This is a genomic window from Gammaproteobacteria bacterium (assembly GCA_009838035.1).
In the GTDB taxonomy this organism is placed as follows: domain Bacteria; phylum Pseudomonadota; class Gammaproteobacteria; order Steroidobacterales; family Foliamicaceae; genus Foliamicus.
Genome location: VXSK01000028.1, coordinates 151,948 through 165,496, shown reverse-complemented (window position 1 = coordinate 165,496; position 13,549 = coordinate 151,948). Strand labels below are relative to the sequence as shown.

At 64.7% G+C, this 13,549-nt stretch carries 9 protein-coding genes; 2 read left to right on the top strand and 7 right to left on the bottom strand.

What is annotated here, in order from left to right; all coding sequences use genetic code 11:
• Positions 1–2 precede the first annotated feature (2 nt).
• The 7 genes from F4Y72_11715 to F4Y72_11685 form a co-directional block, all read right to left on the bottom strand.
• Positions 3–3,410, bottom strand: a complete 3,408-nt coding sequence (locus F4Y72_11715) for an FAD-dependent oxidoreductase (GenBank protein ID MXZ28952.1) — start codon at positions 3,408–3,410, stop codon at positions 3–5.
• Positions 3,407–4,948 carry a cytochrome P450 gene (locus F4Y72_11710; protein MXZ28951.1) on the bottom strand — a complete coding sequence of 514 codons (1,542 nt, stop codon included), beginning with the start codon at positions 4,946–4,948 and terminating at the stop codon, positions 3,407–3,409. Before F4Y72_11710 ends, F4Y72_11715 begins: the two co-directional genes overlap by 4 nt.
• Positions 4,827–5,924, bottom strand: coding sequence for a DUF1295 domain-containing protein (locus tag F4Y72_11705; protein ID MXZ28950.1), 1,098 nt, complete (start codon positions 5,922–5,924; stop codon positions 4,827–4,829). The genes F4Y72_11710 and F4Y72_11705 overlap by 122 nt, the downstream gene beginning before the upstream one ends.
• Entirely contained in the window at positions 5,917–7,047 is a 1,131-nt protein-coding gene (locus F4Y72_11700; protein MXZ28949.1) for a Rieske 2Fe-2S domain-containing protein, read from the bottom strand. The genes F4Y72_11705 and F4Y72_11700 overlap by 8 nt, the downstream gene beginning before the upstream one ends.
• Positions 7,044–8,156, bottom strand: a complete 1,113-nt coding sequence (locus F4Y72_11695) for an NAD-dependent epimerase/dehydratase family protein (GenBank protein ID MXZ28948.1) — start codon at positions 8,154–8,156, stop codon at positions 7,044–7,046. Before F4Y72_11695 ends, F4Y72_11700 begins: the two co-directional genes overlap by 4 nt.
• A 128-nt stretch (positions 8,157–8,284) precedes the next feature.
• Entirely contained in the window at positions 8,285–9,235 is a 951-nt protein-coding gene (locus F4Y72_11690) for a hypothetical protein (protein MXZ28947.1), read from the bottom strand.
• Positions 9,236–9,297: 62 nt separating this feature from the next.
• A complete protein-coding gene (locus F4Y72_11685; GenBank protein MXZ28946.1) occupies positions 9,298–11,097 on the bottom strand; it encodes a hypothetical protein in 1,800 nt (599 codons plus the stop codon).
• A gap of 78 nt (positions 11,098–11,175) precedes the next feature.
• Here F4Y72_11685 and F4Y72_11680 point away from each other — a divergent pair, with 78 nt between their 5' ends.
• Together F4Y72_11680 and F4Y72_11675 are read left to right on the top strand one after the other, a co-directional pair.
• A complete protein-coding gene (locus tag F4Y72_11680) occupies positions 11,176–12,492 on the top strand; it encodes a fuconate dehydratase (GenBank protein MXZ28945.1) in 1,317 nt (438 codons plus the stop codon).
• The gene (locus F4Y72_11675) at positions 12,492–13,535 is read left to right on the top strand and encodes an aldo/keto reductase (GenBank protein MXZ28944.1); all 1,044 of its coding nucleotides are present in this window, start codon (positions 12,492–12,494) and stop codon (positions 13,533–13,535) included. Before F4Y72_11680 ends, F4Y72_11675 begins: the two co-directional genes overlap by 1 nt.
• Positions 13,536–13,549: the final 14 nt, after the last annotated feature.

Here is a 13,549-nt window from a genome sequence, read left to right as displayed (position 1 = left end):
CGTCAAGCGGCTCGCGGCCTGATCCGGACCGCGTCCGGCTCCTTCTCCTTCGAAGCGGCAGTCAGTTCGAGCCGCTTCCGGCGGCGTTGCTCGTAGAGGCCGAGCGCGCGCAGCGGGAAATACTGCCGGTACAGGACGTAGTCCAGCAGCGCAGTGCGGAAGAAGACGCCGGCCATGTCCTGTTTCGGCCAGCCGCCGTCCGCTTCCTGGGCGTCGAGCAGGAACCGCGCGCCGCGCGCAATGGCGGTCCAGTTGGAATCCTCCGCCTCCAGCAGCGCGAGCAGGGCCCAGGCGGTCTGGATGACCTGGCTTTCCTCATGCGGGACGTAGCGGCCCGTCAGGCAGCCGCTGTGGTGTTCGCCCCATCCGCCGTCATCGCGCTGCCGGTCGAGCAGCCAGCGGCAGGCCAGGCGCAGCGCCGGATCGCCGGGTCCTGCCCCGGCGGCCACCAGTCCTCTGATGCCGAAGAAGGTACCGTAGATGAACTGAACGCCCCACACGCCGCGCCAGGAGCCATCGCGTTCCTGGGTCTTGCGCAGCCAGGCGGCGCCCCTGGAAATGGCCCGGGCCGCCCGCGGATCCGGGAATTGCGGGAACCGGCGCCCGCAGGCGGCCAGCGCCTCGAGACAGGACGCCGTGCACTCGACATAGGAATTCTCGGTCATCGATTCGCCGAACATCTCGGCGGGGTTCAGCCACTCGAGACCGATCCGCGAGCGCCGCGCCTCATAGCTGCCGAAGCCGCCGTCGCGGTTCTGGCTCCGCAACATGAACCGGACCGCCTCGCCCAGTGCCGCCTCGTCCCCGTCTTCACCTCCCGCGGCGAGAATCCCGAGCACGGCTTCGGCTGTGCAGTCGCTGACCGGCCAGCCATGCCAGCCGCCGGGAAAACACCAGCCTCCCTTCGGGTCGGCGCGAAAGGCCTCGCGATACCCGTCGAAGCTGGTGCGGATCTGTTGTGCGCGCAGGAAGCCGGCGCCCTTGCGGACGGCGTCCGAAATTTCCCCGGACCCGGGCGCGGCCGCCAGCGCCTGCACGGAAAAGGCCGTGTCCCAGGTGCTGCTTCTCGCTCCGGTGACCCGCGCGCCACGCTCCTCGTCCTCCCAGAACCAGCCGTCGAGCTGGTCGAGCGCGGCACGGCAGTCGGCGTCGTCCCGATCGTGCAGCCACAAAGCCAGAATGTTCAGATAACCGCTGACCGGCGAGATGCTGCTGTGACTCGTGGTCCGCAACTCCCATTGGATCTGGCGGACCAGCTTCTCAAGGCAGCGGCGGCGCAGGCGCTTGCTGTGGAAGCGGTCATACAGGCGCGCCAGCGCGTATCCGACACGCAGCCACACGCTCGGGCGGGCAAACAGGTCGGCATCGCGCAGGCGGTTGCGGGCGGAAGAAAAATCGAGGCGGGCAAACCCGTTTCCGAACAGTTCCTCCCGCAGGGATTCGATCACGGGCGTGACCGGCGCCTGGAACCGTCGCGCGTAGATGGACGCCATCGCCATGTAGATGAGCCGCGTGTGGCAGTACCAGTTCGAGGGATGCAACGGCAACCCGCGCGGCAGCGTCCACAATTCCGGGAGAACGGCATTCACCCCGCGCCAGTCGTACAGATTGAGCAGCGCCAGCCAGAATTTCCCCCAGCTCGGGACCGCGAGCACGTCCTCTTCGGCGAGGAAACGGCGGGCCGGCGTGACAAGCGGGTCGTCCTGCTCCACGCCGAGCAGTCGCGACGCGACATAAACCAGAACGGTCACGAACAGGTGGGGCGGCGAGTGCTCGTGCAATCCCCACGCGCCGTCCGCCAGGCGGGTGCGTTCGAACGAGCGCAGGATGCGCCGCCGCCGGCCTGAGTCGATCCGCTCACCGAGAACGTGTTGCAGCAGCACGTATTGCGCCGTGAGCATGGGGCACCAGACCATCTCGCCTTCCCAGGCGCCGTCCTCGCCCTGAAGGTCCAGCAGGCGCCCCGCGGCCCGGCGCAATGCGGGCTCCGCGTCGGGCGACGCGGATTCGCCCGTCCGCGCGGCGCCGGCTCCGCCATCGTCCGGGGACATGGAAGCGAGAAGCGCGCGCGACAACGCCCTGCGGGCCTGCCGGTCCTGACCGCCGCCTCCGTTCCTGGCCTCCTTCAGCTTGCGAATGCCACGCATGAACCAGCGCGCGCGGGTAACGATCGGTACAACGATGTAGCTGGCCCGCCGCCAGGCCAGCTGTCTGAACGACGAACGAACCACTCCGGCAATCGCCCGGATCACCGTGGCGAGCGTTGCCAGCACAAGGTGGGTCATCGAGGTTTCTTCACAGGCGAGCAGCCGCATGGTCCGGTCGCGAACAACGCCATGCGCCCGCCAGTTGCGGTAGATCGCGCGCCGGAGCGCCGCCGCTTCGAGTCGATGATCGGCAAAGACCTCGTACAGCCCCATGGCGAGCAGTTCCGGGGCGCGGGTCGCCCTGAATCGCCCGGTGGCGAAACTCCTGAAGCTCCCGCCTTCCGCCAGCGCGGCCGCATCGCCGAAACCGAGCGTCATGCCCACCGCCGTCATCGGATGGTAATGACCCGCCGCATCGCCGATCAGCACCCGCCTCGACGTGCCGTAGGAGATGCGCGGCCTGAGTTCATTGGCCGCCGCGTGGAATTTTCCCGACCTCAGCGCCGAGAGAAACGCGGGCCTCAACGCTTCCGGCAGGACACTGGCGTAGGACTCGGCCAGCAGGCCGGTCCTGTCGCGCGAGGTCCACTGCTCAAGCGGCACGTCGACGACGATCCTGGCGCAATGCTCGCCCAGCGGATATCCGAGAATCGGACCCGGGCCGCCGAGTATCACGTTGCCGTAGCCGGCCGGCTCCAGACTCACGCCTTCAAGGGTCACGCCCACCATCCGCGAGCAGGCCTTGCGGCGCATCGGCAGCCCCAGGGACCGCCGCACGGCGGATGACCGGCCGTCGGCGCCGACAATCCTGTCGGCGGCGAGGCATTCGGTGGAGCCGCCGCGGGTGAAGACCACGCCGTCGTCTTCGACCTGCCGCACCCGCGCATTGACAAGAAAGTCGATGCCCGGCTCCTTGCGGACGGCTTCATGAAGACGCGCCACGAGAATCTCATGGTCGCAGGCTATCCCCAGCGCCCCGCCGGGGTACGGGAGCACGATCGGTTCCGAGCCGTCCTCGGGAAATACGACGAAGCCCTGACCCTCGGTGCTGCGCAGCGGCGGATCGAGGCGGATGCCGGCATCGCGCAACATGCGCACGGCCAGCGGGTGCAGCCACTCGCCGGCCAGCCGCGTGGCCGCCCTGGGGTTCGCCTCGAGCAAGGCCACGCGCGCGCCCCTGCGCGCGTGGGCCAGGGCGCAATAGCTGCCTACAGGCCCCGCACCAACGATGATTACGTCGTAACGCGGAGTGGCGGCGCTCAACGGAATACGCTCGCTTGCGAGCGGCGGCGGTAGCGGACCCGGCACGGCACCGTGGGGCCCGTCACCCAGCTGCCGTAATTCGGCGCGGGAAAATCCGCAACGGGATCAAAATCGAAGCGGTCCAGCAGCACCGTCCAGATCGCCTTCAGTTGCAGCATGGCGAATTTTTCCCCCATGCACCGGTGCTTGCCTCCGCCGAAACCGATCAGCGTATAGAGGTGCTGCTTGTTCTCGCTGCGCGGCGGAGCGAACCGTTCGGGATCGAACCGCTGAGGATCGGCGAACAGGCCCGGCAAACGGTGGGAAACCGCCGGAGAGACGACGGCCAGGGCCCCGGCAGGCACGGTGTACCCCGCATATTGAAGCGGTTTCAGCACCTTGCGAATGAGCAGTATCAGCGGCGGATGCAGCCGCTCACACTCGCGCACCGTCCATTCCAGCGCCGTCTGGCGCTTGAGGCCGGCGAGGCTCATGGCCCCCGTCTCACCGTAAATCTCGCGCATCTCGGCGCGAATCCGCGCCACGCAGGCGGGATCGCGGAACATCTCAAGGCCCATCCAGCTTGCGAGCACCGCGCTGGTGTGCTGGCCGGCGAACAGTACCGTCAGCAGTATCCCGGTCACCTCGTCGTCGCTCAGGGTCCGGCCGTCCCTGTAGCGGGCCTGCATCAGCGCCTGCATGAAGTCCCGGGGCGCGGCGCCCGAACTTCGGCGGTCCTTCATGACCCGGGCAAGGAGCTGCGCTATCCTGCGGCGCGCCCGGTCGCGCCTTCGATGCGCCGGGATCGGCAGCCTGGGAAGAAAGAACCCGAGGAGGTTGATCCCTTCCTGCAGGTCGTGATACGCCTCGGCAAAACCCGAATCCACCTGCCCGCGGATCTCCTCGCCCAGCAGGCAGCGGCTGGCGATGTTGACGGTGAGTTCGTTCATCGCGGCAGGCAGGTCGATGGTCCCTTCCTCTCCGAGCGCGTCGGCAAACCGGGCGGCTTCGTCGTACATGATTTCGGCGTACCTGCGCATCGGAGCGTCGCGCAGCGCCGGATACAGGAACCCCAACTGCTCCGCCATGATTTCCGGAGCCACGTCGTAGGCCACGCCGCGCCCGAAGATGGGCACCGTGAACTGGTACACGGCACGAGCGTCAAGCTGGTCCTCGGGCGCCCGGAAGTAACAGTCGTGGGCTTCCGGCCCGGTAAACAGCACGAATTCGCGCGTCCCCAGCCGGAAACGGACCAGTTCGCCATGCTCGCGCCAGCAGCGGCCTAGCATCGCCACCGGGTCCCTCTGGAACTCCGGCAGATGCCCCAGCAGCGGCCAACCGCCGGAGAGTTCGGGAATCGGCTTGCCCGGCGGCGCCGCGGGCCGCGCCGAACGCAGGGTGGCTGCACTGTCGGTATGGTTCGCCACCCTTATTCCCTCAATACACGAACGGGACCATCGAATACGGCACCCGCTCCCGGTAGCGCCCCCACAGTTCGCCGTACTTGGCGCGGCAGCGCCGCTCGTCGCGGCGAGAGCGATGCCACAGCAGCCCAGCAAGCCAGGCCGGCAACAGGAACGGCGCCCAGGATGCAAAACCGATGGTGAGCGCAAACGCGAGGTAGATGCAGATCTCGCCGCTGTAGTTGAGGTGCCGCCCGATGCCCCAGAACCCGGACACGAGCAGACGCCCGTCAAGGGACTCGGCGGGCCGGCCCCAGATCGTCGTGGACGGGTCGCGCTTGAAACGGTGCTTCTGCGCGTTGGCGCCCCGGAATATCCAGAAGCCGAAGGCGTACAGCAGCACGATGCCGGCGACGGCCAAAGGGTTCAGCGGCGGGCCGGTCGCATCGACCAGCCACCAGCCGACAATGCAGTAGAAGAAGGGCACAAACACGTAGTCGCCCCACACCAGCATCCATCCGAAGCGCTCGCTGATGATGTCCCAGGTGTGGACCATGCCCCTTTCGAACTGGAAGTAATTGAGCACATAGACCCATGTCAGGACCTGGTAGAGGGCCATAGCCAGGGTCAGGTGGCCGTAGGTTTCGTATTGAACGACGGCGAACGAGGTGTTGAACAGCGCCAGCCCGATGAGCGACGGGCGGTAGCTGAACATCTTGAGGTCCACTCCGAGCAGGGCGGGATTGAGTTCCGCACCGAAGAAGTAGGCCCGCCAGAACCCCGGCGATTCCGCAGGCTTCCGCGCGCTTCGCCAGTAAAGCCAGCCGGAAAACGCGAATGCGAACACGTTCGCCGCCACGAAGAGCGCGAAAAAGTGCGTATAAAGCATCGACAGTGAGAACGCGCCGGAAACCTGGGCGATGCCTGCCGCAAGCACGGTGAGCAGCAAAAGCGCCAGCCCGTTGATCTTGTAGGTGATCGACTTGCCGCCGAGATCCGGCCCCCTGATCCGGCGACCCGGCACGAGTATCGATCCCAGAAACAATGCGCCGATAAAGACGGCGATCATTACTGCCGCCTGGAGCAGCCGGGCGCCCGAAAGCGTGAATACCGGCAGCGGCAACTCAGGCATCGGCGCCGCCGTTCGCTGTCGTCAGGCCGGGTGCGGGCGTCTCCGCCCCGTTCTCCCTGGCCAGGTACTCCTGCCACTTGCGCACCGTCACGTTCTGAAAAGCCCGAACAGCGGGGTTGAATTCGAGCGGACGGGCGTCCCAGTGCCGCTCGTAACCCTCCTGTTCGGCTTCGAGCGCAAAGCCGTCCTGGGAGAGCAGCGGACCGATGAGCACGCGGTTCGATATCTTCAGTACCGTGGTCATTGCCAGCCGGGGAAAGCGTATCGGCAGCATCGGAACCTTCAGGGACTTGAAGTAGAACAGGAAGAAGGCCCGGCTGGTGCGCTCGTCGACGGGCAGCACGAAACACCAGTGCTTGATCGCGTCGTCGGTGTTCGACCACTGGTAGGGATACTGATAGCAGAGCTTCATGGAATTGGTGTCGATCCGCTCGCGATCGACGAACATTCCGAAAATTCGCCCGCGGCCGACGCTCGTGTCGTAGGCCACGTGCACGTCGTCGCCGACCGTCTCGCAGCGCGTGAGCACGGCGCCGTCGAACGGACGGTAGCGGCGGTGCAGCCAGGCGTGGGTGAAATCGCTGACGTTGTCGATCACCATCGAGTGGTGCGCCGACCAGGTGAAACTCAGCGGCACGCAGGCCCAGCGGCCCTTGCCTTCCAGCTCGGGAATGTCGGGAATCCCGCGGGTCTGGGCGAGTTCCGGGTTCCCGGGGAACAGCCAGACCAGGCCGTAGCGGACCTTCACCGGATAGGTCCTGAGCGCGACACTCGGCATGCTTCCCCCAAGCATCTCGTGCGCGGTCTCGGCTAGCTGTCCGTCCGGGTCGTATTTCCAGCCGTGGTAGGCGCACACGAGCCGGCAACCTTCCACCTGGCCGAGCGACAGCTTGAGCTGGCGGTGCGCGCAGCGGTTGTCCATGGCGTGGAACGAACCGTCCCCGGCCCGGAACAGCGCGATCGAACGCTTCCAGAAAACCACCTCGACAACGGTTCCCGGCTTGATATTGCGCACCTCCTCGACCGCGTACCAGTAGTCCGGGTCCATGCCCGCGGCGCGCACCTTCTGGCGCAGGTTGACGGCCTCCTCGAAGCCCGGCGGTCCAGCCGTCGCCGTGTTCATGACGCGCCCCCATCGGCGGTTACCTGCGTGGCCTGGTTTGGCACGGCGCTTTCCTCGTGGGCCGCGCCGTTCGCGAGCGGGCGTTTCGCCTGCGGATTGGTGATCGCCTTGCGCTCGTGATAGTGAAACGCGTACGCCTCATGCACGGCGTCGCGGATGCTGGTCGGCCGGTAGCCGAGCTCGCTTTTCGCCTTGTCGAGATTGGCGTGACGGCGCTTTTTCAGCAGGCGGATGGCGCCGGGCGTGAAACGCTGGGGAAAGTCGGGGTGCACGCGGCTCAGGTAGAAGCTCGCCGCCTCCGAGAAAACATACATCAGGTTGGCCGGAATCCGCCGGCGCGGACGCGGGATACCCGAAACCTCCTCGTAGAGATCGAGCATATCGGAGATGGTCTTGTATTCGCTGCTGAAGATGTACTTCTCGCCCGGGCGTCCGTTACGCATGCAAAGCAGGTGTCCTTCGACGATGTCGCGCGCCGCCACGAACTCAAACCCGCCGTCCACGTAGGCATGGAGCTTGCCGTCGGTGAAGTCGCACAGGGTCCGGCCCAGGCGCGACGGGAAAAAGTCCGCGCCGCCCACGACCGCGCAGCAGGTTGCGACAATGACGTCCTGCCCTGCCGCCACCGCGCGCCAGCACTCGTGCTCGACGAGCATCTTGCTGCGCTCATAGGGCATCGTGCGTTCCATGGGGTAGAACTGCATGGTCTCGTCGCTCGGCGCCGACGGATCGTCCAGATCGTAGCCAACGGCGCTGAACGAGCCGGTGACCACGACCCGTCCGGCTTCCGTCTCCCGCGCCGCCTGCAGCACGTTGCGCGTGCCCACCACGTTGCACTCGTAAATCTCGCGGCGATGCGCGCGAGTGCCGTCAATGGTGGATACCTTCGCGGCGACGTGATAGACGCCCTCGCAACCCTCGATCGCGCGCCGGGTGTCGTTCAGGTCCCGGATATCGCCGTAAGCGCGTTCAACATCAAGGCCTTCCAGGCCCTCGTTGTTGTCCTCGTTCCTCAGCAGCACCCGGATGCGAACGCCGTCGTCGAGCAAGCGGCGCACAAGATTGGCGCCCACATGTCCGGCCGCGCCGGTTACGAATACGGGATTCATGGAAGAACCGCGAATTTCTTGCGATGGATAGGAAACAACCCCCGGTTTCCGGGCAAAAATTCGAACGCGCGTACTCTAACACTTCGGCCCGCGACCGCGCGGGATGTCGAACAGGCGAAGGTGCCGCCTTATCTTTCCGGTTTCGGGACGTGGACCGTCTTCTGCGGAACCGGCGCGGGCCGCGGCGCCGGCCGCGGGGCGGGCGCGGCAGGTCGTGGTGCAGGGGCGGCAGGCCGCGAAGTTGGCGTAGTCGGCCGTGCAGCCGGCGCAGTCGGCCGCGAAGTCGGCGTAGTCGGCCGTGCAGCCGGCGTAGTCGGCCGTGCAGCCGGCGCAGATGGCCGCAAAGCTGGCGCAGACGGCCGTGAAGTCGGCCTGGTCGGTCGTGCAACCGGCTTGGTGCCCGTGACGGCGGAAGCCTGCCGCCGCGCATCGCGCGAACGATTCTTGCGCCGCGCATCCCGAGCGGCGCCGCGAGGCGCAGCCGCGAAAGGCCGCTGGCGGTAGGTCGGCGGATAGACCACCGTGACCGGGCGCGCAGGCCGTCTTTGTGGCGAATAAGTGCTGCTCCCTATTTCGTCGTCGTACACGACCGGGGCGGGGAATTCATCCACTTCGCTCAGCGCAACGGAGGCGTTACCCGATAGGCTCTCGGCCCTTTCGGCGGCCTCGCGCGCCGAAATCAGTTCGTCACGAAGCGCGGCTATCTCGTCGCGCAGCGTCCTGGCTTCCTCGGCGCTGCGTTCCGCCTCGGAAGCGGCAGCGTCGCTCAACTGCTGCATCTCAAGCCGTATGGCGGCGATTTCGTCGCGCAGAACGGAAGCGTCTCGGGAAGCACGTCTGACTTCCTCGTTCGCGGTGTCGCGCACGGCCCGCATGTCCTCGCGCAAGGCGGCGATATCGTCACGGAGATAACGGGCCTCGTCAAGGGCGCGTTCGAATTCGGAAACCACCGCCGCTCGCCGATCGTCAGCAGCGGCGCGAGCTTCGGCCTTTTCGGCATCGTTTGCACCGCCGCACCCCGCAGCGACCAACACGAATGCAGCAAGCACACAGACCGTGTGTCGTTTCAACTCGTTCACGCCCCTCAGTATAGCCCCGGTAGTTCGCTTGAATGCCTCTGTAGAGCGCACCAGCGCGGCCGCTAGTGGCTCCCGGTCGGGATCAGCGTTGGATCGCCCCGCAGCACTGCCAAGGGCGGAACGGCCGGCATCGCACGCCGACAATTCACCTTCACCCTTTCGGACGACTCATACACTGCGAACTCTATTTCGCCGCCATTACCGCAGGCATCCCGGACGCTTGCGAGAACGTCCCGAACTTCGTGGAGAACGCTGAAGCCCTGCACGCGTTCGATCCTGGGATCGCCGGAAAGAGGCCCGCATCGATCCCCGGTGTCCAGTTGAACATGATCGCGCCAGGTCCAGAACCCTCGCCGGCCGCGTTCGCAATGCAAGTCCAGGACATGCTGGATCACGGCCGTTCTGGCCAGGCCGGTCCAGGCTTCGTTGTATTCGTAGGTGACACTGACCGCAAGCCTGCGGAACATCGAATCGCGATCTTGCCAACGAGCGTCGGCCGGACCCGCGATCAGCGTCAACAGCAGGTCCCTCTCGTCCCATCTGCCGTTTGCTTCGAGCGCCAGAAGCAGCTCGTCCACACCATATACCCTGCCCGCTCCATCAATCTCTGCAACAAGCGAAGACCAGACCCGGCGGAGCCGAGCGCCGGCCCAACGAGGCGCACTGGCGCCATCCACGATCCAGAAGGCCAGTAATCCACAACTGTATGGAGCGTCTCCCCGCTGGATGGCAGGATCCGATATCCCGATCCGATCGCTCTGGAGAACGAACAGGCACCTGCCAGCCTTGCTTGCAATCTCATCGGCAAGGAAATTCCCTCCCCCATCAGGCGTATTGGAAGCGATGTAGAGGAGCTCCAGATACTCGGCAAGACCTTCCGACAACCACGCGGGCTCACCCTCCCTGGCCTTAAACCGGGACCCGTTCTCCAGATGCACCAGTTCGTGGGCGAGGAAACGTTCCGCTATGCGGCCCAACTCGGCACTTTCCTCAAGCCATCCCCTGCCCTGGAACCGGAGGAAAATTTCCCCATTCGGAGCCACATCACCACGCCATCGGGTGTTTTCCGCCTCGCCATCCAGCGTCGCTATCACGAATAGCCGTTCGCGGTTTTGCGCGTCAAAATAACTGTCCAGCCATACCGCGGCAGACGCGATGGTGTCCCGCAGTTGCGCCGCCATCCAGTCCGGCAGCCGTTCATCCGCCACCAGGAGCCCCCCTTCTATTTCCCCCATAAGCTCCGCGTCGCCCAGATACAGGTAGCGGCCCCTGTGGCCAGAAGCGTCAGGCAGAACTACGCTTTCATCGCTCCCCGCGTATACGGAACGGGAATAAGCAACCACCGAGCCGGGAGCCACGCCGATGTGAATTTCATGAAAGGGGATGTCCTCAAGCATTGCGTAGTAGGTGAAGAAGACCAGTCCCGATTCACCTATCGCGCGTAGAGATGGATAGACGCGATCAAAGGAACTGGAATCCAGGCCGACATCGATGGTGAGCTTTTCGATCGAGCCGCCGTCGGCGTGACGTATCGAATCGTCTTCCAGCCGAAGGTCAGGATCCCGCACAAGCCAGCTGTCCTCGCGAATCATCTGCGCCGGGTAATCGAAACGCACTTCCCGCAAGGGATGCTCGAACCGGTAAGTCAGTGCCACTCTCTTGCGCGGCAAGTCAGGGACAATGGTTAAAGAAACCGTGTTCCTCGTCTCCAGATCCGTTGAACCGTAGACAGCAGCCGCTGGGCACAGCAGAAGCAGCATGAGAACGCCGGTCCTTACGACATGCGCCCGACGCATAGACATGCATGCATTCCTTTCCACACGTCCAGTATCGCCCGCGAGCGATTGCAGGGCAATCCGCATCCGATCCGCATCCGATCATTGATTCGCTGTCAATTCTGGACTAGCTTTGTGAGCCGGATACTGCAAGGAACAGTGAGCATGCCAAATAAGATCGTCCGTTTGACGACTCGCGACGTGCGTTTCCCCACGTCCGATCACCTGGACGGATCGGACGCAACAAACAAGGATCCGGACTACTCCGCTGCGTACATCACGCTGGAGACAGAAAAGGGCGATCGGGGCTACGGCCTGATCTTCACCATCGGCCGAGGCAACGATATTTGCTGCAAGACCGTCGAGGCGATGAGCCACCTGGTCATCGGAAAGGACTTCGACGATATCCGGACCGATATCGGCGGATACTACAACGAACTTCGTTCCGACAGCCAGATCCGCTGGCTCGGACCGGAGAAAGGCATTGTTCACATGGCCGCCGGCGCAATCGTGAACGCCGTGTGGGACATGTGGGGCCGCGCCGAGGGCAAGCCGGTGTGGCGCCTGCTGTCGAAAATGGACCCGGAGGAGTTCGTGAACTGCGCGGACCTGCGCTACGTCGAGGACGTGCTGACCCGCGACGAGGCCCTTGCGATCGTCGAAAGAAACATTGCAACGCGAGACCGGCGAATTCGCTACCTCGAGGACCACGGCTACCCCGCCTACACGATTTCGGCCGGCTGGCTGGGCTACGACGACGAGAAAATCCGGAGGTTATGCCGGGAAGCCGTACAGCAGGGTTTCAGCCATATCAAGCTGAAAGTCGGAGCGAATGTTGACGACGATATTCGCCGCTTGAGGAACATCCGGGAAACCGTTGGTAACGACGTCATCCTCATGGTGGACGCCAACCAGGCCTGGGAAGTGAATGAAGCGATTGAGTGGATGCGGCGTCTGGCTCCCTACAAGCCATGGTTCATCGAGGAACCGACCAGTCCCGATGACATCATGGGCCACAGGAAGATCAAGGAGGGCATCGGAGAAATCAGGGTAGCCACGGGCGAGCATTGCGCCAACCGCATCCTCTTCAAACAGTTCATCGCCAGCGACGCAATCGACGTGGTCCAGATCGACGCATGCCGCCTGGCCGGGCTCAATGAAATACTTACCGTATTTCTGCTCGCCGCAAAGTTCGGCAAGCCCGTGTGCCCTCACGCGGGCGGTGTTGGCCTGTGCGAGTATGTACAGCATCTATCGATGATCGACTACGTCATGATTTCGGGAGAAATCGGCGAACGGGTCATCGAGTTTGCAGATCATCTCCACGAGCACTTCGAGGACCCCTGCGTGGTCCGAAAGGGCGCTTATCTGGCGCCCACCGCGCCCGGCTTCAGCGTAAGAATGCGCGAGCAATCCGTCGCGGACTACGAGTATCCCGGCGGCTCCCAGTGGCGTGCACGCGTTGGGCGCACAGGTGGATGATGGCTGCATTCGAGAAGCGGCGCGTGGGCGGCTCGAGCCTTGCCGTTGATACGCTGGGCTTCGGCTGTGCCTCGCTCGGCAATCTCTATCACACGGTTTCGGATGCTCACGCCACGCAGATTCTCGACTCCGCCTGGTCGCGTGGATTTCGCTACTACGACACGGCCCCGCACTACGGGCAGGGGCTGAGCGAGCGCAGGGTGGGTGACGCCCTGCGCAGGTTCCGGGGCCGGGAGTATGTGCTTTCCACCAAGGTGGGGCGGCTGCTGAAACCGTCGGGTTACGCCGAGGAACGCCATGCCTTCATGTCGCCCATGCCGTTCGACATCTTCTACGACTACAGCTACGACGGGATCATGCGGTCATACGAGGACAGCGTGCAGCGTCTGGGGCTGGACCGCATCGACATTCTCTACATGCACGACATTGGCGCAGTGACCCACGGCGCGAGAAACGACGAGCTGTTTCCGATCGCGATGGACGGCGGGTACCGCGCAATGGACGAGTTGCGCAGTGGCGGCGCCGTTTCGGCAATCGGCCTGGGCGTGAACGAGTACGAGGTTTGCGAAGCCGCACTGGACCACGGCGACTGGGACTGTTTTCTGCTGGCCGGCCGCTACACGCTGCTTGAGCAGGAGGCGCTGAACACGTTTCTGCCCAAGTGCCTGCAGCGCAATTGCTCGATCATCATCGGCGGCGCGTATAACTCGGGCATCCTGGCAACCGGCGTTCGCGGCAAGGGTCGCCTGTACTACAACTACGAAGCGGCCCCAAGCTGGGTGGTGGAGAAAGTCGCGAAGATCGAGGACACCTGTGAGGAGTTCGGGATCCCGATGGCCGCGGCCGCGCTGCAGTTCCCGCTGGCCCATCCTGCGGTGGCCTCGGTGATTCCCGGCATCGGCAAACCGGAACGAATCGAACAGACGCTGGCGCTGTTCAACACGAGGATTCCCGACAATTTCTGGTCGGCACTGGTCGAACGGGAATTGCTACGCGCGGACGCGCCCGTTTCCGGAGCGCATACGGACGGACAGGAACCATGACACGGCATGAAGGA

Coding starts and splice junctions, on each gene's coding strand:
- F4Y72_11685 (MXZ28946.1), bottom strand. CDS start 11,097: ATGCGGATTGCCCTGCAATCGCTCGCGGGCGATACTGGACGTGTGGAA.
- F4Y72_11675 (MXZ28944.1), top strand. CDS start 12,492: ATGGCTGCATTCGAGAAGCGGCGCGTGGGCGGCTCGAGCCTTGCCGTT.
- F4Y72_11680 (MXZ28945.1), top strand. CDS start 11,176: ATGCCAAATAAGATCGTCCGTTTGACGACTCGCGACGTGCGTTTCCCC.
- F4Y72_11705 (MXZ28950.1), bottom strand. CDS start 5,924: ATGCCTGAGTTGCCGCTGCCGGTATTCACGCTTTCGGGCGCCCGGCTG.
- F4Y72_11700 (MXZ28949.1), bottom strand. CDS start 7,047: ATGAACACGGCGACGGCTGGACCGCCGGGCTTCGAGGAGGCCGTCAAC.
- F4Y72_11695 (MXZ28948.1), bottom strand. CDS start 8,156: ATGAATCCCGTATTCGTAACCGGCGCGGCCGGACATGTGGGCGCCAAT.